This window comes from Chryseobacterium sp. GVT01B (assembly GCF_019970045.1).
GTDB lineage: Bacteria > Bacteroidota > Bacteroidia > Flavobacteriales > Weeksellaceae > Chryseobacterium.
The window spans coordinates 533,449-553,936 of sequence record NZ_JAHXYI010000004.1; the positions used below are offsets into that span (position 1 = coordinate 533,449).

A 20,488-nucleotide genomic window follows, 5' to 3' on the forward strand; every position below is an offset into this window, starting at 1 on the left:
AAATTTTATAAGGAAAGATTTTAAAAGCTGGAAGCTAGAAGCTACTATTAGGTAGATGATATATATTCGGTCTTCAATAACTTCCCTCTTCCAGCTTCCAACATCCCCTCCTCCCATTAAAGTTTTTGTGCTCTGATTCTGCTTAAAGAAACCTGAGTAATTCCGATATAGTCTGCCAGATCTCCAAGACTGATGCGTTGGATAAGATCGGGTCTTTGCTTCATAAAATTATGATAACGCTTTTTTCCGTCGTCTTCCAGCATTTCACTGATCCTTCCCATCATATTCACCGGAGCTTTTGAATAAAGCTTGCTGAAAAGTGTTTCTGCCGTGTGATATTTTTTACATAATCCTTCAATAATATCTCTGTGCACACGGAGAACTTCAGTAGGTTCCAGGGCAACGATCATGTATTTTGACGGCTGTCCTGTAAGAAAACCGCTCAGCTCAGCAAAAAAAGCATTTTCTGCAAAAAAAGTCATGATAAAATCCTTATCACCATTGTCAAAAAATAGTTTGACAAGTCCTTTTTTGATAAAATAGAAATACCGGCAGGTTTCGTCACCTTTTAACAGAAAATCTCCTTTTCTGTAGAATTTGGATTCCAGATGAGAAACAAGTTCGTCCATGACTGCCTGTTCCGGTTTTAAAACTTTTTCAATAGACTGAACAAAATGAGTGTGAAGCATAAAGAAGAAACTGTTTTGTGAAAAATAAAATTAATAAAAAAAGCAGTCCCATTGATAAGACATACCTCGAAAAAGAATTTTAGCTTTGCTGTATCATGAACGATCACTATCTTAAAAAACTTGATCGGGTAACGGCTATCCTTACCCAGTTACAGTCTAAACCTGTTGTTCGGGCACAGGATCTGGCTGAAAAGTTCGATGTAAGTATCAGAACCATTTACCGTGATGTAAAAACTTTGGAAAACGCAGGGATTCCCATTGTGGGCGAAGCAGGTAACGGCTATTCCTTAATGGACGGCTACAAACTTCCTCCCATTATGTTTACCAAAGAAGAGGTATTAAGTTTCATTACAGCCGAAAAGCTGATGCAGAAATTTTCCCATCAAAGTTTAGGAAGCCATTATCAGGCAGCCATGGAAAAAGTACGCTCAGTATTGAGAAATTCTGATAAAAATCTCATTCAGAATATTGAAAAGCAGATTGATGTTTTTAGTTTCCATACCGATTCCGGAGATTCTCTTAAAAATGTGATTCCTATTATTTTAGAAAGCATTGCAGACAAAACCCAATTGAATATCAGATATCAGACGGTAGATGGAAGGGTAGACAACAGAACGATTGAAACCGTCGGGATGTTCTTTGAGTTTAATTTTTGGTACATCATGGCATTCTGTACCCTGAGAAAAGATTTCAGACAATTTCGGATAGACCGTATTTTAGAGATTTCAAAAACCCTGAATCCCTTTTTACAGGAATACGGCCAGGTGAATGATTACCGTAAAAAATCAAACGGAAATAAAGTCAGAGCTAAACTTTTGGTAGACAAAAAAATAATGTCTCATCTGGTGAATTCCAAAAAATATTACGGACTGATAGAAGAAGTAGAAACTGAACAAGGAGTAGAACTCACTTTTGAAACAGAATGGATCAGCGATGGATTTCCCCGCTGGCTTATCACTTTTGCAGATTATGCCACCGTTCTGGAACCGGAAAGCCTTCGCATTAGATTGAAAGAGCTGCTAGTAAAAATGGTTGAAAGACATGAATAATAAACCCCAACAAGACAGCTGTTGAGGTTTAAAGACTTAATTGAGGCAATAAATGAAATGGTTAACAAGCCAAGGGTAAAATCGCAAAAAAGCTAAATTTGTTTAGTCGCAAAAAATGATATAAGTTGTTGAGATGGAGGAAAATCACTATAATAAATGACATTGCAGATGTATTTTTCATGATTTCCGCCTTTTTGCAATTTTACCGCTTCACTTTTTTATTAAAATTAAAATCTTTCCCAGAAGAAAGGTGGTTCTATTCCTAAAGCTCTCAGATAAACATATCCCTGCCCACGGTGGTGAACCTCGTTATCTACAAAATAAAGGATGTTCTGATATACCGGGAATTCATATTCTCCAAATAAATTGAAAGTTTCCTGGAAGCGCTCCTCAGAAATCATATTGAAATAATGGTTGATTACTTCTGTTTGTTCATCCCACTTTTTTAAAAGTTCTTCTTTTGTTTTTGGATTAAAAGCTTCTTCGTTGTAAGCTTCCATAGTTCCTTCAACAATTCCCTTCAAAGCAGGTCCGCCAATGCCAATCAGCTCTACTGCCAGTTTTGCAAAAGGTCTCATTCCGCCTATTGAAAATTCAAATAAATCTTTTTCAGGGAAAGATTCAATTACTCTTCTCGTCAGATTTCTGTGTCCCTGCCAGTCGTTTAATAGCTGTTCAGAAGTCATGAATTGTTTAGTGGCTGTTGCTGTAGTTGTCATAATGTTTTGTTTTTGTTTGTTGTTGATACAAAGGTAAGATAGGGTTATGACAACAGTTTGTCAGCAGGATTTTTGATATTGAAAAAAATATTTTTTTCTTTGCTAAAATATCCTGACCTGTTTTTGCGTTAGAAGGATGGATATTAATAACAAAAATCGCTATTATTAGAATTATGAAGAAGTATATTTTGCCTGTTGTCACCACTTTTTTATTAGTATCATGCAATAAGATTGAAGAAAAAATTGATCAGACTGTTCAAAAAACAACCGAAACTGTGCAGCAGAAAGCACAGCAGGCTGTAGAAGAAACAGTGAAGAAAACGGTCAATGAATCTGTGAATTCTTTAATTAATTCCGAAGACGTTAAGTTTAATACTGTTTTTCCCGGTGCAGGTGCTGCTATTGTATCTGAAGAAAAAGGGAAAAAAATTAAAATCCCGGGAAGATCAGAAGGTTACATTTTTAAATACAAAGCAGACATTGCAGTATTAATCCCATTTTTAGAGGGACAGCCTACTTCTGATGAAAGTAAATCAGAAAAGAAAGCCCGCAAGATTGATGGGCAAAACATCATTGATAAAATAAGTCTTTTATCAAAATTTCTTCCTGATAATACCTTTGATGCCAGTATTCTGGAAGATATAAAATCCGATAAAAACATTCAATATTATAAATTGAAAAGGTTTCCCAACAGTAGTACAATTATCTACAACCCAAAAAATCAGACCATCATACAATACGTAGAGGTAAATAAATAATTTGGATATGGCCGTTTCAACGGCCATTTTTTATTCTTAGTCATTTCGTCATTGCGAGCCATAGGCGAAGCAATCTCAACTCGCTTGAAAACTACATATCAAAAAGATTGAAATCATATTTATTTTCAGGTGTAATTTAATCGCTTTTTCAGACGTAATTAGGAAATTATTACTATGTTTTTTTTAAGATTGTTAATAAATTACTTGATGTTGGTGAATTTGATTCTATTTATAAATAAATACTATTTGTGGATTTATGGAATATTATTCATATCATATGGTTTATTTTTATATTTAATATTAATATTTTCATTAGATTTATTGAATAATTATCAAATCACATGAAAGAGAAATCATTTAATAAAAAAATCTGTGTATTAGTATTAAGCGGAGCTGGTGCAATGGGATATGCTCAGGACAGCATAAAACAAAATAAAATAGATGAAGTTGTGGTTACAACGGGTAGAACTAAGCCCAGAACCATCATTACCTCAGCAATTCCTATTGATAATATTTCTGCTGTACAATTAAAATCCACAGGGCAAACTACTTTTGATAAAGCTTTAACCTATGCTGTTCCATCTTTTAATTCATCACAGCAAACCGTTTCTGATGCAACGGCTCATTTTGATCCGGCAGATTTAAGAGGATTAGGGCCTTCCAGAACATTGGTTTTGGTAAATGGTAAAAGAAAAAATCAAAGTGCTTTAATTTATGTAAATGATACCCCTGGAAAAGGTGAAGTAGGTACAGATCTTAAAAGTATTCCTTCAGCTGCCTTACAGAATGTAGAGGTATTGAGAGATGGTGCATCTGCACAATATGGCTCTGATGCTATTGCAGGAGTAATCAATATTATTCTTAAAAACAGCGTTGGAAAAAGCACGGTCAATCTTTTTTCAGGTATTACTTCAAAAGGAGATGGTTTTAATATCGGAGCAGATTTTAATACAGGAATCAAGGTTGCAAAAAACGGAAGCCTGAATCTTACACTAGGATTTTCATCCCAAAATAAAACTAACCGCGCAGGTTCTGTTACAAAAGATGATCTTTTTGGTGTAGATAATGCCTGGACGCAGGCTAATCCTGGTTTAGGAATGATCATTGGGCAGCCGGAGACAAAAGTTGCTAATATGTTTGTAAATTTTGAATTGCCAACAAGTGAAACGGGTAAGTTTTATGCTTTTGGGGGTACAACTTACAGAAGTGGGACCAGTTTTGCTTTGTACAGAACACCCTATTGGGTAACTTCAGATTTTGGTTTATTAACTCCAAAAGGACAACCCTATAACGGATTTCAACCGGAATTTAAAACAGATGTTTATGATTATAATTTAACCTCCGGATGGAAAGGCATGTTTGGAAAATGGAGTTTTGATGGGAGTGCAACCTTTGGCTCTAATGCAGTAGACTATGCTGTCGCAAACACGATTAATACATCTTTGGGTGCCAATTCTCCAACCCGTTTTAAAGCAGGTGGCCACCAGTTCAGTAATATTATAGGAAACATAGATATCAGCCGGGACTTTGGTGCACTTGTTTTAGGAGCCGGAGCTGAAGTGCGCAATGAAAATTATCAGGCAAGGGCAGGAGAAGAAGCATCTTATATAGGAAGTGGTGCAGAATCATTTCCGGGGCTGCAGCCTCAAAATGAAGTCAATAAAAATCGTCAGAATATCGGAGCTTATATGAATGCTGAATGGGATATTACGAAAAACCTGTTGATTGGAGGAACTGTGAGATATGAAAATTTCAGTGATTTTGGAAATAATGTTTCCTGGAAAGGAAATGCAAGATATAAGTTGTTAGATGATAAATTGGTTTTCCGTGGGTCTGTTTCTACAGGATTTAGAGCGCCTTCATTACACCAGATTTATTATTCCAATGTTCAAACCAAAATTACAGGGAATACTGTAGCTAATCAGGGAACTTTTAACAATGACTCTCAAATTGTAAGATCTGATCTTGGGGTACAAAAATTAAATGCTGAAAAAGCTTTTAACATTACTGGAGGATTTGCCGTAAAACCATTTAAAAACCTTACGATTACAGCAGATTATTACAGAATAAAAATTAAGGACAGGGTACTTTTCTCAGGAGATATTGGTTACAAAACAGGTGCTCCCGGGAGTCCGGATCTGACAAACCCTGTGGAAGTAATATTAGATAATAATAAAATAACTTCCCTGAAGTTTTTCACTAATGCTGTAAATACCGTTACTCAAGGGGTAGATTTCGTTGCAAATTATTATACTTCCGCTATTGGCAAAGGAAGATTGGGAGTTATTGCTGCTTTCAATTATAACGAAACTAAAATAGTAGATAATATTGCCGTTCCGAATATTCTGGCTGAAAATGGTTACTCAGAAAACTTTTTTGACAGAAAAGAACAATCCAGAATTACCTCCGCAAGGCCAAAAACAAAAACTATTCTTAGTCTTTCGTATGACATTTCAAAGTTTAACTTTAACCTTAATAATACTTATTTTGGTTCCGTTACATGGCAGCACGCAACTGATCCCGCCAAAGATCAGACATTTTCTGGCAAGGTAATTACAGACATAGTTTTAACTTATAAAATCACCCAAGACCTTAAAGTTTCCGGAGTTGTAAATAATTTGTTTAATATTTATCCGGATGTAATAGATACTAAAGGAGATATAGTAACAGATCTTGGAGGAAGATTCAAGTACCCTTGGGAGGTGAATCAGTTCGGATTTAACGGAACAACTTTTCAGCTCAATGTTAATTATACTTTTTAATCTCTAAATAAAAGAATTAGCATTTGCTTTGTCATGCTTAAAAGGACAAGCAATCTCAAAAGATATAAAAGCCATATGCGAATATTAACTGACATTATTTTCTAATGTCAGTTTTATTTTTTCAGATAGAATAGGAAGTTATTACTACATTTTACTTTTTACATTCTACAAAAAAAGGTATTTTAGTACTATGAAAATTTATACGAAAACAGGAGATAAAGGTCAGACGGCATTATATGGCGGAACGAGAGTTTCTAAAGCCAGTGCCAGAGTAGACAGTTATGGAAATATAGATGAGCTGAATTCATTCATCGGGATTGCAAAAAGTCATATCGAAGATGAAGAAGTACTGAGACAGCTTAAGAAAATACAGTTTGATTTGTTTACCGTAGGTTCTGAAGCTGCTACACCAGTAGATAAACTGATGCTGGCCAACGGGAAATCACGCCTTCCGATCATTATTTCAGAAACAGAAATTGAAGAACTGGAACAGTGGATGGATGCTTTTGATGAAAAGCTGGAACCGCTTCAGTATTTTATCCTTCCCGGAGGAGGGAAATCCGCAACTTTTTTACACGCTGCAAGAACCATCTGCAGAAGAGCAGAACGTTCATTGGTATTTTTGAATGAATCAGAAGAAGTACGTCCTGAATTGATTAAATATTTAAACAGGCTTTCAGACTATCTTTTCGTGTTAGCAAGATATATTTCAAAACTGAACAACGAACCGGAAGAATACTGGAATCCGAATGAGAGATAAAGCATTACTTTTCATCAACGGAGATGCTCCAAAATTGTTACCTAATCCTGATAATTATGGCTTGATTGCCTGTACAGACGGTGCTTTTCATTATCTAAAAAGACTGGATTTTCCTATGGATAAGCTGGATTTTATTTCCGGTGATTTTGATTCGCATTCTGGATCAGATGAAGAGATGTATCAGGAAAAATTTATCCTTACATTGGATCAGGATAAAACAGATTTTCACAAAGCTTTGGAAATCATTTTGGAAAAAGGATTTTCGGAGATTGATGTTTTCGGAGGAAGTGGAGGCGAGCAGGATCATTTTCTTGGAAACCTTACCGTTGCTTATACCTTCAAAGATCAGATGGAAATTAAATTTTATGATGAATTTTCAGAATACTACTTCATTCCCAATCATTTTAAATTGGAAGGTGCAAAGAATAGAATGATTTCTCTCTATCCATTTCCATCAGTGAATAATATTACAACGAAAGGACTCAACTGGCCTCTGACGAATGAAACTCTAAGCATTACTTCAAGAATAGGAACCCGAAACTTTGCCGTTGAAGATGAAATTTCTGTAGAATATGAATCAGGTGATGTCTTGTTATTTGTAGGAATCAGCGAAATAGAATATCCTGCAATCTATTAAAGAATCAATTATCAATAGAAACGGGCTTTAGCCCGTTAGATAAATAAACAAAGTCCATTGGCTTTAGCCAAAACATATTATAAAAAACGTCATTGAATAAACTAATAAAAATATCAGTTTTCACCATTTCATTATGCAGTATTGTTTCATGCAAAACACAGCATTTTGAAACACCAGAATATGGTAAAAATGAAACTGAAAAAGTAATTCATGTTAAAAAAGTAACGAATTTCCGGACGGTAGGAAATATTAAAAATACAGAAGGAAGAACTTTAAAAGAGGGAAGGTTCTACAGAAGTGCCCATCTTCATAAGCTTAAAAAGAAATCTTTTGATGATATTGATAAGCTGGGAATAAAAGAAATAATTGATCTTAGAAATTCTAAAGAAATATCTCAGAAACCGGATCAGCTTCCGGCATCGGTAACCTATAAAAAATATTCAGCGTTTGAAGATGAGGGAGATCAGTTGGCTCAGGCAAGAAAGCTGGTTCTGAAGGGTAAGGTAAATGCTTCTGATGCAGACAAAAGAATGATAGATTTCTATCGCGAATACGTTACAGAAAATCCAGAAATCATCAAGAAAATCATTACAGAAATTCTGGAATCAGAAAATCCGGTTTTGTACCATTGTACAGCAGGAAAAGATAGAACAGGGATTACCACCGCGCTCATCCTGACAATTCTGAAGTTTGATAAAGAGACCATTTATAATGAATATCTGCTATCCAACAACTACAGAAAAGATATGGTTCAGAAAAGACTTCGTCTTGCCAATCGCTTACATTTTATCTATCCAAAGATGGATTTGCAAGTGCTGGAAAAACTGAGCTGGGTAGAAAAAAGATATCTTGATGCTGCTTTTGGGGAGATTGATAAAAAGTATGGCTCTACAGATGCCTATATTCAGCAGGTATTAGGGATTTCCGATGCTAAAAGAATAGCATATATTCAAAAGTTTACCTATTGATTATCAGAGGTAAATTTTTATAGGACATGATATTGGGTCTTTATTTAAAATTATGATAATTTTAACACCCAAAAATCAAACTTTTTTAGCAATTTTGCATTTCTTAATTCACTTGTTTAGAAATGAAAATAAAGTACTCGGAACTTATTGATCAGACATTATATTTTCCTACAGAGGAGTTTAATGTATCTGAGAACAATTTGTTGTTCCACGACGTTCCTTTGATGGATGTGGTTGAACAATTTGGCACTCCGCTAAAGATTAGCTATCTGCCGAGAATTTCTCAAAATATTCAGAAGGCCAAAAGCTGGTTTAAAGAAGCTTTTGAAAAAACCGGATATAAAAAGAATTATACCTACTGCTATTGCACAAAATCCAGTCATTTCAATTTCGTATTGGAGGAAGCTCTGAAGAATGATATTTCAATAGAAACATCTTCCGCTTATGACATGGATATTGTAAAATCTCTTTACGAAAAAGGGAAAGTAGATAAAAACATTGAAGTAATCTGTAATGGTTTTAAAACGGATGATTATCTGACAAATATTTCAGATATGATCAACAATGGTTTTGAAAATATTACTCCGATTCTTGATAATTACAGAGAATTGGATAAACTTACGGAAAGCATCGATTCTACCTTTAATATCGGAATCAGAATCGCATCAGAGGAAGAACCTAAGTTCGAGTTCTATACCTCAAGACTAGGAATCGGATATAAAGATATTATTCCTTATTACAGTCAGAAGATTGCCGAACACCCGAATGCAAGATTGAAAATGCTTCATTTCTTCATCAATACCGGGATCAAAGATACTTCTTACTACTGGAATGAATTGTATAAATGTCTTCGTGTATACGCGCGTTTGAAAAAAATTGCACCGGAAGTAAATTCATTGAATATCGGAGGTGGTTTCCCAATCAAAACTTCTTTGAACTTTGATTATGACTATCAGTATATGGTAGAAGAAATCGTTTCTCAGATCAAAAAATTCTGTGAAGAAGAAGGAGTAGAAGAACCTAATATTTATACGGAATTCGGAAGCTTTACTGTAGGGGAAAGCGGAGCGAACCTTTATAAAATTATTTCCCAGAAACGTCAGAATGACAGGGAAAAATGGAACATGATTGACTCTTCTTTCATGACAACTCTTCCTGACACATGGGCGATTTCAAGACACTTTATCATGCTTCCGCTAAACCGTTGGGAAGATTCTTATGAAAGGGTATTCTTAGGAGGACTTACATGTGATTCAGATGATTATTATAACTCTGAACAGCATACCAATGCTATTTATTTACCGGTTTTCAGTGATACTAAGCCATTGTATATAGGATTCTTCCATACAGGAGCGTATCAGGAAACGATCGGAGGGTATGGTGGAGTTCACCACTGTCTGATGCCTCAGCCGAGACACGTCCTGATTCAAAAGGATGAAAACGGAGAGTTGCAATATGAAATTTTCCGTGAAAAACAGGAGCCGGAAGATATCCTGAAAATTCTTGGATATAAATAGTTTCTGTAATCAATAGGAACGGGCAATCATCCTGAGCGTAGTTGAAGGGAGCCATTTACAATCAATAGAAAAGTCAATTGGCTTTAGCCAAAACGTATACAAAACAAAAGCTCTCAGAAAAAATCTGAGAGCTTTTTTATTTAAAAATATTTTGCAATCTTATCCAGTTCTAATTCTTCATAATCAGTAACTACAGTATTTGCCAAGGTATAATCCTGATTTCTTGAATGTGGACTTCTGTATGCCGCACAGAAAATTTTAGCCCGATGTGCTGCAAGAATTCCGTTGGTAGAATCTTCAATCACCATGCAGTTTTCAACAGGTTCACCTGCCATTTCTGCAGCCAGTAAAAAAACTTCAGGATGAGGTTTTGATTCTTTTAAATCTGCACCGCTGATTTTTCCGCTGAAATATTTTTCCAATCCGAACTTTTCAAAAACCATATTGATCGTTACCATGGTAGCCGAAGAAGCGAGGATAAGCTTTATTCCGTTTTCATGATAATGTTCAATCAGTTGTCTTACTCCCGGAATTAAATCAAATTCATCATCATTATAAAAATAATCTTTGAAATGTGCTCTTTTGATTCCTGCAATGGATTCATAAGTCTGATTGAGGTTGAATTCATTAATCAAAGTTTCAGAAACTCTTTTGGTTGACGCTCCGGTAAAAGAGGTGTACAGCTCTTCGGAAACCGCAATTTCCAATTCATCAAACGTTTTGAAATAAGCTTTTCTATGCAATGGTTCTGTATCTACAATTACCCCATCCATATCGAAAAGAACAGCTTTTAAAGACATACTAAAGTTTTGTGCAAAAATAGTTATTTGAACCGAGAGTGGAAAATGAATAAGTTGACAGGTTATAGATGATAGACTGCAGGCAGCAGGTTTGAATTCCCGTTTTTAAATCTGATGTTCCCCGGATTTTAACTCATAAACTCAGTAACACTCTTACTCTCCAACTCGCAAACTCTTTGTATCTTTGTGGAATCTTTTAATTTTTCAATCATTTAATTTTTTAATTAATAATTATATATGAAAACATACGCAGGAATTCCCGAAGAAAACGCAACGTTAGAGAATTCAAAAGTAATGTTGGTAACTGTTCCTTATGATGGAACTTCAACATGGGGGAAAGGAGCTGATAAAGGCCCTGAATTATTCTTAGATGCTTCTGAAAACATGGAGCTTTATGATATTGAAACCCAGACAGAACCTTATCTTCAGGGAGTGTATCTGGCAGGAGAAGTTTCTGAAAACTCCAGCCCGGAAGCAATGACAGAAGCTGTTTACCAGAAAACCAAAGAACTTTTGAACAATGAAGGGAAAGTATTTACTTTATTTGGGGGTGAACACTCTGTGTCTATCGGTTCTATCCGTGCAGTAGGAGAGAAATTTGAAAACCTTACCGTTCTTCAGTTGGATGCTCATACAGACTTACGTCCTGAATTCCACGGTTCTACTTCTAACCATGCTTGTGCGGTGTTTGAAGCTAACCAGAAACATAACCTTGTTCAGGTGGGAATCCGTTCTATGGACGCAGAAGAAGCTCAGTATTTACCGGAAGGAAGAGTATTTTTTGCACACGAGATTGCGAACAACGAGAACTGGGTGAATGATGTATTGGAAAAAGTTTCAGGAAACGTATATATTACAATAGATCTTGATGCTTTTGATCCTTCTATTGCTCCTTCTACAGGAACTCCTGAACCAGGTGGATTACAATGGTATCCAACACTGGAATTATTAAGAAAAGTATTTGAAAAATGTAACGTAGTGGCATTCGATATTGTAGAATTAATGGATTCTCCAATGGCTAAGCCAACCGCTTTCCTTGCGGCTAAGTTATATTATAAAATGCTTGCTTATAACGATATTTATAACAACAACTAATATTCCGCAAGAATCGGATTTTTTCTGCCGTATATTCTTTGGAAATTTGTGAGGTAAAATAACAATACAATGTCCACACAAAGTCAGATAGATTATAACAGAATTGCAAAGGCGATAGAATATATCCAGAGCAATTTCAGGCTTCAGCCAAGTTTGGAGGAAGTGGCAGAGAATATTCACTTAAGTCCCGCCCATTTTCAGAAAATCTTTACAGATTGGGCAGGAACAAGTCCGAAAAAGTTTTTGCAGTTCATCAGTCTTGAACACGCTAAAAATTTATTGAAGGAAGAAAAAGCAAGTTTGTTTGATACCGCATATGAGACAGGATTTTCTAGTACCAGCAGGCTTCATGACCTGTTTGTAAAGATAGAAGGAATGTCTCCGGCAGAATATAAAAATGGCGGAAAAAGCCTTAGTATTCATTACAGTTTTTCTGAAAGTCCTTTCGGAAATATAATAGTAGCTTCTACAGAAAAAGGAATCTGCTATATGGCTTTTGAAGACAATAAAGAAACAGCATTCGGGGAGCTGAAACAAAAGTTCCCCAATGCTTCTTTTACAGAGTACCAGGATGCCCTTCAAAAGAACGCACTGTCCATATTCGATAAAGACTGGACAAAACTCAATACTATAAAATTACACTTAAAAGGTACAGATTTTCAGCTTAAAGTCTGGGAAAGTCTGTTGACAATTCCAATGGGTAAACTGTCTACTTATGGCAGCCTGGCTGAAAAAATAGGAAATTCCAAGGCATCCAGAGCAGTGGGAACAGCTATTGGAAGTAATCCTGTTGCATTTCTTATCCCATGTCACCGTGTGATTCAGTCTACAGGACATCTCGGTGGATATCGATGGGGAAGTGAAAGAAAACAGATGATTGTGGGCTGGGAAGGTTCACAAATGTACTCGTAACTTATTTTTACCACAAAAGGAACAAAAAGATTTGAGGGATGGATAATAAGATTAAAAATTATCTGTTATAAAGCTCACAAAAAGAAAATCAAAGATTTTCAAAGACTTTAGTATACTTTATGCATGAATCTTGTTACTTAAATGGTTTAATGGATTACAACTTTTGTGACTTTTGCGGTTGAAAAATATTGAGCCTTAAGTTTTGGCTAAAGCCAAAGGATTAACCCTCTTTTTTATTAAACGGGCTAAAGCCCGTTCCTATTGATACAAAAGTTACTGTGTCATTTGTGAAAATATTGGTGTAATTTGTGTTTAATTATTAAGATCATAAATACATTTTACATTGTACCTTTTACAAAATAAAGCATTTAAATTAAAAAAGCTATGATGAGTCTCTTCGAAGAAATATCAGACTATCCGATCAATATACTTCCGAATGACGGAACCGTTCATTATTATGGAAAGGTTTTTTCAAAAGAACTTTCTGATTCTTTTTATACCTATTTGCTGAATGAGATTCCCTGGGAAAATGATGAAGCAATTATCTTTGGAAAACTGATTTTAACCAAAAGAAAAGTGGCCTGGTTTGGAGAAAAGCCTTTTGAATATACGTATTCTAAACGGACAAAATATGCAAAATTCTGGACTCTGGAATTACTGGAATTGAAGAAAAAATGTGAAGAAGTTTCAGGAGAAACCTACAATTCATGTCTGCTCAATTTATATCATGACGGGAGTGAAGGAATGGCCTACCACAGCGATGGTGAAACAGATCTGAAAAAACACGGTGCCATTGCTTCTTTGACCTTTGGAGCAGAAAGAAAATTTTTATTTAAGCATAAAAGGACCAAAGAAAAAGTAGAAATATTCCTGGAAAACGGAAGTTTGTTAATTATGAAAGGAACTACTCAGGATAATTGGCTTCACAGGCTTCCACCCACTACAAAAGTGAAAACTCCCAGAGTAAATCTTACTTTCAGAACCATTGAAGAATAATTTTTTTAGAGATACTTGCCCACAACGTTTGTCATTCCGTAGGAAATCTCAATACAGATTAGATCGATTATGCAGACTTTAATTTTAATTAAGCTAATCATTTCTATCAATAGAAGTGGGCTTTAGCCCAGTTGAACAAAGAAATAAATTCATCCGGCTTTAGCCAAAACCTAAAAAAATAAAAAAGCTGTTTGTCTGAACAGCTTTTTCAAAATTATTTTAAAACTTCAGCTTCAATAGAGCTGTCATTATATACTTTAATAAATGCTTTTGTATAATCCTCTTTGGTTGCGAAATTTGGATTATCCATAAACTTCTGTGGATTGATGGCGAAAAGCGGGAACCATGTACTGCTGATCTGAATCTGGATTTTATGTCCTTTTTTGAAGGTGTGAACCACATCCTGAAGTCTGAAATTAACAGCTGTTTTTTGATTAGGAACCAAAGCTTCTCCTTTTTCTTTTGTATTTCTGAACCTTGCAGGCATTATTTCACTTCTTACCATCTGATGATAGTTACCATAGATAACACCTTCTTTCTTTTCTGCAGGTTTAAAGTCTTCAGGGTAAACGTCAATTAATTTTACCGCAAAATCAGCATCTGTAGAAGAAGAAGCAATATTAAGTTTGGCCATGATCTCTCCGGCAAACGCGATATCTTCTGTCAGAACATCGGTTGTGAAAGTCAGAACATCAGGTCTTCCGACAGCAAATCTCTGGTCTTCGGACATATAATTTTTGGGGGTGAAACCATTGAAATCTTTTAAATGATCTGAGCTTAAAACAGGATTGTTAGGATCACTGTAATATTCAGAATATCCTTGTCCGGAAGTTTTCTTCAAGGTGTTGTCAGCTAAATAAAAGTTAACTTTCTGAGCATTTTTAGGTGGGTAAGAAGTAAATTCTTTCCATTCTTTAGCTCCAGTATCATACATCAGCGCTTCAGGAAGTCCCGCATCTTCTTTTGTATTGCCTTTCAGGTAGTGGTTGAAGAATTTTGTTTCAATATTTTTCTGGTAGTATGTTGCAATACTGTCTCCAAAATAGGTTTCGCTGTGGAAATGTTTTCCCTGCTCCTGAGACCATCCACCATGAGAGAAAGGTCCCATTACAATTGTGTTTTTAGCTTTAGGGCTTGTTTTTTCAATCGTTTTATAAATATTCAGAGGACCGGAAAGATCTTCTGCATCAAACCATCCGCCAACAGTCATTACAGCATGATTGATATTCTTCAAATGAGGAAGAAGACCTCTTTTCTGCCAGAATTCATCATAGTTGGTATGATTCATAATTTCTGTCATGAAGAAATTATTCTTATAATACTTTTCATATCCGTCTTTCAGCGTACCCATATCTCTGTAGAATTTTAATCCGTCTTCAGAAGTCTGCTTGATGAAAGAATCCATATACCATGCTTGTTTTTCAGGTTGTGTTTTCTGAACTCCAAAAACAGGGAATGTTCTGAAATAGCCTAGCATAAACCTTCCGTTGTGAAGGAAATCGTCATTCCAGAAATCTGAGATAGGGGCTTGTGGAGAAGAAGCTACCAGCGCAGGGTGTTGTGACAACGTTCCTACAGCAGTATAGAATCCGGGATAAGATGTCCCAAACTGACCGGCTTTACCATTATTGTCCTTGATGTTTTTCAAAAGCCATTCAATGGTATCATAAGTATCTGTACTTTCATCTACATCTTTTTTAGTTTTACGCTCTACCTGTGGAGTCATATTGGTAAAAGTACCTTCACTCATATATCTTCCGCGTACATCCTGGTATACAAAAATATACTTGTCTTTCATCAGATAGGTGTTGGGGCCTACCTTTGTTTTATATTCATTCTCTCCGTATGGGGCGATGCTGTAGCAGGTTCTCTGCATCAGAAACGGATATTTGTTCTTGTTTGATATATCTTTCGGGATATATACAGCAGTGAAAAGTTTCACTCCATCACGCATCGGAATATAAAATTCTTTCTTGGTGAAATTGTCTTTAACGAAAGTATCTTTCTGTTCCGTCTTCTGAGCTTTTCCAAGAATGAAAAAAAGAATACATAATACTGAAATATGGATCTTCATAAAAAAAATTTGACGCTAATTTAAAAATAAAAACACTGTTATCGATCAATCTTCTCTGTATTCATAAAAATAGCCGGAAATATCCGGCCATTATCAAAAATTATATATAAAAGTATGGTGTTGCTTCTTTACAGTTTCTTACCTGCAAACTTATTCAGCTTCATGCTGATAGAGAACATGATGTATCGTTTCAGGATCAGATCTTCACGGTCTTCAAAATAAGAATCTGTGATCGTTCTTCTTACGCTTTGATTTTGATTCAAGACATCATAAATCTTCACTTTTGCTGTAAACTGCTTTTTGTAGAATGAATAGCCCAGACTGGTATTCCAGAAGTAGAAATCTTTTTTAAAGCCGGGAGCAATATTGGAATTGGTGTTATATTCAAAATCATTTCCAAAAACAAACCTTCCCTTCAGCATATAATTGGTCAGTTCAAGTTTCAATGACTGGTTGGCTGTATTTACACTTTTTAAATTATAATTGGTATAATTTGAGAAGCTGTATCCAAGCCTGTAAGAAGGTTTTATGGTCATTTTATCTTTGATCTCATACACAAGATTAAGACCAGGATTAAGATTGTATGAACTGCTGGTAAAAGATTGCCCGTCGATAAAACCATTATTGTAATTATAATTCATGTTGAATGTTGGGTTAATGGTCAGTTTATCATTTTTCCATTTCAGGTTTTTACTGAAGCCTCCGCCGGCGTTAATGCTTTTATTTCCGCTTACGTTATTATAAGTTACCACTTGTTTTCCTGCATTATCATAGGTGGAAAAATTAATGATGTCATTATTTCTGTACGTAAAACCAATATTGAAATAATAACTGAGATTTTTTACTTTATTATAATTATTGAAATACAGATAAAGATTGTTGACCCAGGTATTTTTCAAATTGGGGTTTCCTTGATAGGTAATCAAAGGATTGGATTCATCTTTATAAGGAGTCAGCTGTTCTGCAGTCGGAATGTTAAAGTTGGAGTAATTATAGATACTTAAGGTTTTACCTTCTCCAAGCTGATAGTAAAGGTTGAGATTATATTCAGGTAATACGAAATTTTTCTGCAGGTCATATTGCTGTCCGTTGTAGATGGAGTTAACCTTCATATCAGAAATATCAAGATTCACCGAAGCCCAGAAGTTGAGTTTATTTTTATTGATCTGATAGCTCAATTCAGGAGAAATCTGATTGATTCTCTGCTTCATATTATTTGATAAAAGCTGGTTGAATTTAGTGTAATCTCCGGTAGCATTATCAAAATCATTTACATTCCTTACATCCCTCGCTGATCTCGCTTCATATTTTATTTTAAAATTTACACTGGACGAATCGGAAATGGGTTCTGAATATCCTGCACTGAAATTGAAAGAGCTGTTCTGATTTTTATTCTTGGCCAATTGATCACGATTATCTTTTGTTATCTCGTTTTCATCATAAAACGTATTCTGGGATTGACTTAGATTATCCCTTTTAGACTCAGAAATTGAACTGTTCATATTGGCTGAAAGCACACGGCCTTTTTTCTTGAATTTTCTGGAAAAATAGATGTAAGGATTAAATGAATTACTTTCCGAATCATTACTTGAATAGGAGTTACTTTCATTCAGAAGACTTCCATTCTTCAAAGTAGATGATTGTGAATTATTGAAACTGAAACTACTGCTTTTAGTAAATCTAGGGGAAAGATAAACACTTGTCATAGAATCCAGCTTGATTTTAACTGAAGTATCAAAACTGTACTGCTTGGATTCATTTTCTCCGTTACTTTCAGAATTGGTCTGAAGCGTATAATTGGGTAAAAGAGTAGATCTTGAAACCTTGGATCTTGTCTCCGTATTAGAATCCGAATGCATCAGACTGAAAGAATCCAGATCAGCATTTTTCCCCATTTTATCACTGTAATTCAATCCAATGGTTGTAGACCGCTGAATTCCTCTTGTACCGCCTCCCTGGTTGTAATACGTCACATTTCCTACTGTTGAGACAGATCCTCCCTGCATCATCCAGGCATTCCGGCCGTTCCCCATACTGTCAAAAACCTCATCCCTGGAAAACCCCTGTGAATTGATATTATTGGAAGAAGCAAGGATACTTACTTTAGTATCGCCTTTAAAATAACTGGCCAGCCCGCTAGCCTCATACCGCTTGTCTGAACCATAACCTACCGTAAGTCTTGTCAGCAAACCTTTATTTTTCTTTTCGTCAATATTAAAATTGATAGTGGTATTCTGAGATTTGGCTGTTGTCCCGCTCAGTTCTTCTTCCTTTGTCTTGGTTGTTGTAAACTGAATATTCTTGATAATATCTGCGGGCAAATTCTGAAGGGCAATTTTGCCGTCTTTATCAAAGAAAGGTTTCCCGTTGATCATAATTTGATCGACTTCCTTTCCGTTTACTGTAATTTTTCCATCATTATTGATCTCTACGCCTGGAATTTGTTTCAGAAGTTCTTCTATTTTACTGTCAGGTCTTACTTTGATTGCTGCTGCACTGAACTCAATAGTATCTTTTTTAATTTTTACGGGTGATGCTGTGATTTTTACCTCATCAATATTGTTGACAATACTTTGCTTTTCAAGCTGAATATCTCCTAAGGATAATGCCTGATCTATTTTATCAAATTTTTTTGAATAGGAAGATAATTTATCAGCGTCAATTTTAAGAATGGAAGGTTCTTTTACATCATCAATCTTCAGAGAAAATTTTCCTTCTTTATTGGTGGCTGTGTAATTGATAATGGACGAATCTTTTTCTTTCAAAAGGTAAACGGTGGCATTTTCTATCGGCTTCTTTTCAGAATCTGATATTTTTCCGTCAATGTGTAGTTTTTGAGCGTGCAGAATAATGACTGTGAACATCAAAGTCAATAGCAACAGAGTTTTCTTCATTAGTTTTTTTTCTGAGCCGTAAAAATATAAAAACATCCCAAAATAGGGATGTTTCTATGCTTTATTTGTGAAACTTTATTATTTTTTAATAAAATTTATGCTCTTAAATATCTTGAATAAGCATATCCTTCCTGACCGTCATCAGTTTTCACTTTCCACCAGTCATCAGAAGTTTGTTCAATTAAAGTTACAGAAGAACCTTTAGCCGCTTTACCTACTACGGCAGCTTCAGTAGAAGGCTCCTGTCTGATATTAAGGTTAGAATCTTCTGTTGCCACTGTTAAAGAAGCTCCTGAAGTAAGACCTGCAACCTGTACATCAATATTGATATCTGAAGCAGAATAAGTAGAATCAATAGCTCCTAAAGCATTCCATACAGCATCTTTAGCCGCAGTGTTGGAAGCATTTCCGGAAACATAAAGAATTCCGTCCTGCTCCTGAACCTGAAGATTAGAGATTCCTGCAGACTGTGCCGCTGAAACTACGCTTGAATATTTATCTTGTAATTCGCTCATCTTAAATTATTTTACGATTAGGTTGTTGTTATACTTTCCGATTTTCAAAGCATCTACAGATTCTTTGATTTTTCTAGCCTGCAGGCCGGAAACATTTCCTGTAAGAGTAAGCTGTCCGTTTACAACTTCTACTTTTACAGAAGGGAAATCCTTCACCGCATCCTGAACTTTTTTCTGAACAGCAGGATCTACAGCAGAAGCAGTTTCAACAGGTGCCGCAGCAGGAGCAGCTGCTACAGTAGACATATCCATTACGTCTTTTACTCCGTTGATCGCTTTTAATTTTGCGATCATCGCGTCTTTAGACTGCTGATCTGCGAAAGTACCGCTTAAGTGAGCTACACCTTCTTTTACTTCAACAGAAGCATTGGGATTAGAAGTTACTACCGTTGTAGCCTGAGTCTGAAGGTCGGCATCAGAAACTTTCTTTTTACAAGAAATAGCACCGAAAGATACAGCTACAGCTAATGCAGCCATTGCAATAGTTTTTTTCATATTGTATATTTATTAATGTTGTTATACAATCAAATGTAATAATAAAATTTGTACCAAAAGAATAAAAATTCAATAAATGTTTCTTAATTTTTTTACAATATTTTCTAAACCAGGCTTTTAATTTTTGGGTATTAAAAACTTAATGTAAAATTAATCCCCATTGAAGAAAATCTCCTGCCAATTGAAAAACCATTATATTTGCGCAAATTGAACTATATATATGAAAGGACAGAATAAACTTTTTATAGCAATTATCATTGCCCTTCTTGTTGGAGTAGGAATTGGAGGTATTGTACACGTGAAATATCCTGAGAATGCAGAACCTTTTGCTAAAAACATAAAACTGCTGGGAACAGTTTTCATCAGATTGGTACAGATGATTATTGCTCCTTTGGTGTTTACGACTTTGGTGGTGGGTATTGCCAAAATGAGTGATATCAAAATGATCGGAAGGGTAGGAACAAAAGCAATGCTTTGGTTTATTTCCGCATCTCTGATTTCCCTTTTTATCGGGTTGATCCTCGTTAATTGGCTGGAGCCGGGACATGTCACAAAACTACCGATTCAGGATGTATCTTCTGCTGATGAGCTTCTTAAAAGCAGTAAAAGTTTCTCCATGGAAGACTTTGTAAAGCATATGATTCCTAAAAGTTTATTTGAAGCCTTTGCAACCAATGAAGTATTACAGATCGTGATATTTGCAGTGATGTTTGGAGTTGCACTTGCCAATTTAGGTGAAGAGTATTCTAAGCCTGTGGTGAAGCTTTTTGATATCATCGCTCACGCAATCCTTAAAATGGTTGGGTACATCATGTGGTTTGCTCCGCTGGGAGTATTGGGAGCTATTG

General features: G+C 35.5%; 18 protein-coding genes. 11 read left to right on the forward strand and 7 right to left on the reverse strand.

Translation table 11 applies throughout. The annotated features are described in order from the left end of the window. Positions 1-116: 116 nt before the first annotated feature. The gene (locus LC457_RS12355; RefSeq protein WP_223600092.1) at positions 117-689 is read right to left on the reverse strand and encodes a Crp/Fnr family transcriptional regulator; all 573 of its coding nucleotides are present in this window, start codon (positions 687-689) and stop codon (positions 117-119) included. A gap of 95 nt (positions 690-784) precedes the next feature. Between LC457_RS12355 and LC457_RS12360 the strand changes: the two genes are divergently transcribed. After that, a complete protein-coding gene (locus LC457_RS12360; RefSeq protein ID WP_223600093.1) occupies positions 785-1,738 on the forward strand; it encodes a YafY family protein in 954 nt (317 codons plus the stop codon). A 227-nt stretch (positions 1,739-1,965) separates the two neighbouring features. Here LC457_RS12360 and LC457_RS12365 read toward each other — a convergent pair whose 3' ends face one another. Then, complete coding sequence (locus LC457_RS12365; protein ID WP_223600094.1) at positions 1,966-2,457, reverse strand: DinB family protein; 492 nt, start codon at positions 2,455-2,457, stop codon at positions 1,966-1,968. 173 nt (positions 2,458-2,630) lie between these two features. Here LC457_RS12365 and LC457_RS12370 point away from each other — a divergent pair, with 173 nt between their 5' ends. The 6 genes from LC457_RS12370 to LC457_RS12395 all read left to right on the forward strand — a co-directional run bounded on the left by LC457_RS12370 (position 2,631) and on the right by LC457_RS12395 (position 9,859). After that, entirely contained in the window at positions 2,631-3,215 is a 585-nt protein-coding gene (locus LC457_RS12370; protein WP_223600095.1) for a hypothetical protein, read from the forward strand. A 341-nt stretch (positions 3,216-3,556) separates the two neighbouring features. Beyond that, positions 3,557-5,977 (forward strand): TonB-dependent siderophore receptor, encoded by a 2,421-nt coding sequence (locus LC457_RS12375; protein WP_223600096.1) that lies wholly within the window; start codon positions 3,557-3,559, stop codon positions 5,975-5,977. A 190-nt stretch (positions 5,978-6,167) separates the two neighbouring features. After that, on the forward strand, positions 6,168-6,737 hold the full coding sequence (locus tag LC457_RS12380) for a cob(I)yrinic acid a,c-diamide adenosyltransferase (RefSeq protein WP_034699206.1): 570 nt from the start codon (positions 6,168-6,170) through the stop codon (positions 6,735-6,737). Next, positions 6,727-7,374, forward strand: a complete 648-nt coding sequence (locus LC457_RS12385) for a thiamine diphosphokinase (protein WP_223600097.1) — start codon at positions 6,727-6,729, stop codon at positions 7,372-7,374. Before LC457_RS12380 ends, LC457_RS12385 begins: the two co-directional genes overlap by 11 nt. Positions 7,375-7,466: 92 nt before the next feature. Then, on the forward strand, positions 7,467-8,342 hold the full coding sequence (locus tag LC457_RS12390) for a tyrosine-protein phosphatase (RefSeq protein WP_223600098.1): 876 nt from the start codon (positions 7,467-7,469) through the stop codon (positions 8,340-8,342). A gap of 122 nt (positions 8,343-8,464) precedes the next feature. Beyond that, the gene (locus tag LC457_RS12395) at positions 8,465-9,859 is read left to right on the forward strand and encodes a decarboxylase (protein WP_047378719.1); all 1,395 of its coding nucleotides are present in this window, start codon (positions 8,465-8,467) and stop codon (positions 9,857-9,859) included. A gap of 140 nt (positions 9,860-9,999) precedes the next feature. Here LC457_RS12395 and LC457_RS12400 read toward each other — a convergent pair whose 3' ends face one another. Beyond that, positions 10,000-10,659 carry an HAD family phosphatase gene (locus LC457_RS12400; RefSeq protein ID WP_223600099.1) on the reverse strand — a complete coding sequence of 220 codons (660 nt, stop codon included), beginning with the start codon at positions 10,657-10,659 and terminating at the stop codon, positions 10,000-10,002. A 237-nt stretch (positions 10,660-10,896) separates the two neighbouring features. Here LC457_RS12400 and speB point away from each other — a divergent pair, with 237 nt between their 5' ends. The 3 genes from speB (at position 10,897) to LC457_RS12415 (ending at position 13,662) form a co-directional block, all read left to right on the forward strand. Then, positions 10,897-11,754 carry an agmatinase gene (gene speB / locus LC457_RS12405; protein WP_047095921.1) on the forward strand — a complete coding sequence of 286 codons (858 nt, stop codon included), beginning with the start codon at positions 10,897-10,899 and terminating at the stop codon, positions 11,752-11,754. 69 nt (positions 11,755-11,823) lie between these two features. Beyond that, complete coding sequence (locus LC457_RS12410) at positions 11,824-12,666, forward strand: methylated-DNA--[protein]-cysteine S-methyltransferase (protein ID WP_223600100.1); 843 nt, start codon at positions 11,824-11,826, stop codon at positions 12,664-12,666. Between the two features lie 387 nt (positions 12,667-13,053). Next, the gene (locus LC457_RS12415; RefSeq protein WP_223600113.1) at positions 13,054-13,662 is read left to right on the forward strand and encodes an alpha-ketoglutarate-dependent dioxygenase AlkB; all 609 of its coding nucleotides are present in this window, start codon (positions 13,054-13,056) and stop codon (positions 13,660-13,662) included. Between the two features lie 214 nt (positions 13,663-13,876). On the opposite strand, the gene LC457_RS12420 is transcribed toward LC457_RS12415, so the two are convergent. From LC457_RS12420 to LC457_RS12435, 4 genes are all read right to left on the reverse strand, one after another. Further along, entirely contained in the window at positions 13,877-15,736 is a 1,860-nt protein-coding gene (locus LC457_RS12420; RefSeq protein ID WP_223600101.1) for a CocE/NonD family hydrolase, read from the reverse strand. 128 nt (positions 15,737-15,864) lie between these two features. Beyond that, positions 15,865-18,630 (reverse strand): TonB-dependent receptor, encoded by a 2,766-nt coding sequence (locus LC457_RS12425; RefSeq protein ID WP_223600102.1) that lies wholly within the window; start codon positions 18,628-18,630, stop codon positions 15,865-15,867. Positions 18,631-18,725: 95 nt separating this feature from the next. After that, positions 18,726-19,145: an SH3 domain-containing protein gene (locus LC457_RS12430; RefSeq protein WP_047420872.1), complete on the reverse strand. Its 420-nt coding sequence runs from the start codon at positions 19,143-19,145 to the stop codon at positions 18,726-18,728. A gap of 6 nt (positions 19,146-19,151) precedes the next feature. After that, positions 19,152-19,640 (reverse strand): BON domain-containing protein, encoded by a 489-nt coding sequence (locus LC457_RS12435; RefSeq protein ID WP_223600103.1) that lies wholly within the window; start codon positions 19,638-19,640, stop codon positions 19,152-19,154. A 220-nt stretch (positions 19,641-19,860) separates the two neighbouring features. Here LC457_RS12435 and LC457_RS12440 point away from each other — a divergent pair. After that, on the forward strand, positions 19,861-20,488 hold a 628-nt coding region (locus tag LC457_RS12440; protein ID WP_223600105.1), incomplete at its 3' end, for a dicarboxylate/amino acid:cation symporter.

Bases quoted from the DNA above. Each gene is read 5' to 3' on its own strand.
- LC457_RS12435 (WP_223600103.1), bottom strand. From the start codon at position 19,640: ATGAAAAAAACTATTGCAATGGCTGCATTAGCTGTAGCTGTATCTTTC.
- LC457_RS12420 (WP_223600101.1), bottom strand. From the start codon at position 15,736: ATGAAGATCCATATTTCAGTATTATGTATTCTTTTTTTCATTCTTGGA.
- LC457_RS12370 (WP_223600095.1), top strand. From the start codon at position 2,631: ATGAAGAAGTATATTTTGCCTGTTGTCACCACTTTTTTATTAGTATCA.
- LC457_RS12395 (WP_047378719.1), top strand. From the start codon at position 8,465: ATGAAAATAAAGTACTCGGAACTTATTGATCAGACATTATATTTTCCT.
- LC457_RS12425 (WP_223600102.1), bottom strand. From the start codon at position 18,630: ATGAAGAAAACTCTGTTGCTATTGACTTTGATGTTCACAGTCATTATT.
- LC457_RS12415 (WP_223600113.1), top strand. From the start codon at position 13,054: ATGAGTCTCTTCGAAGAAATATCAGACTATCCGATCAATATACTTCCG.
- LC457_RS12385 (WP_223600097.1), top strand. From the start codon at position 6,727: ATGAGAGATAAAGCATTACTTTTCATCAACGGAGATGCTCCAAAATTG.
- LC457_RS12375 (WP_223600096.1), top strand. From the start codon at position 3,557: ATGAAAGAGAAATCATTTAATAAAAAAATCTGTGTATTAGTATTAAGC.
- LC457_RS12400 (WP_223600099.1), bottom strand. From the start codon at position 10,659: ATGTCTTTAAAAGCTGTTCTTTTCGATATGGATGGGGTAATTGTAGAT.
- LC457_RS12365 (WP_223600094.1), bottom strand. From the start codon at position 2,457: ATGACAACTACAGCAACAGCCACTAAACAATTCATGACTTCTGAACAG.
- LC457_RS12355 (WP_223600092.1), bottom strand. From the start codon at position 689: ATGCTTCACACTCATTTTGTTCAGTCTATTGAAAAAGTTTTAAAACCG.
- LC457_RS12360 (WP_223600093.1), top strand. From the start codon at position 785: ATGAACGATCACTATCTTAAAAAACTTGATCGGGTAACGGCTATCCTT.
- LC457_RS12410 (WP_223600100.1), top strand. From the start codon at position 11,824: ATGTCCACACAAAGTCAGATAGATTATAACAGAATTGCAAAGGCGATA.
- speB (WP_047095921.1), top strand. From the start codon at position 10,897: ATGAAAACATACGCAGGAATTCCCGAAGAAAACGCAACGTTAGAGAAT.
- LC457_RS12430 (WP_047420872.1), bottom strand. From the start codon at position 19,145: ATGAGCGAATTACAAGATAAATATTCAAGCGTAGTTTCAGCGGCACAG.
- LC457_RS12380 (WP_034699206.1), top strand. From the start codon at position 6,168: ATGAAAATTTATACGAAAACAGGAGATAAAGGTCAGACGGCATTATAT.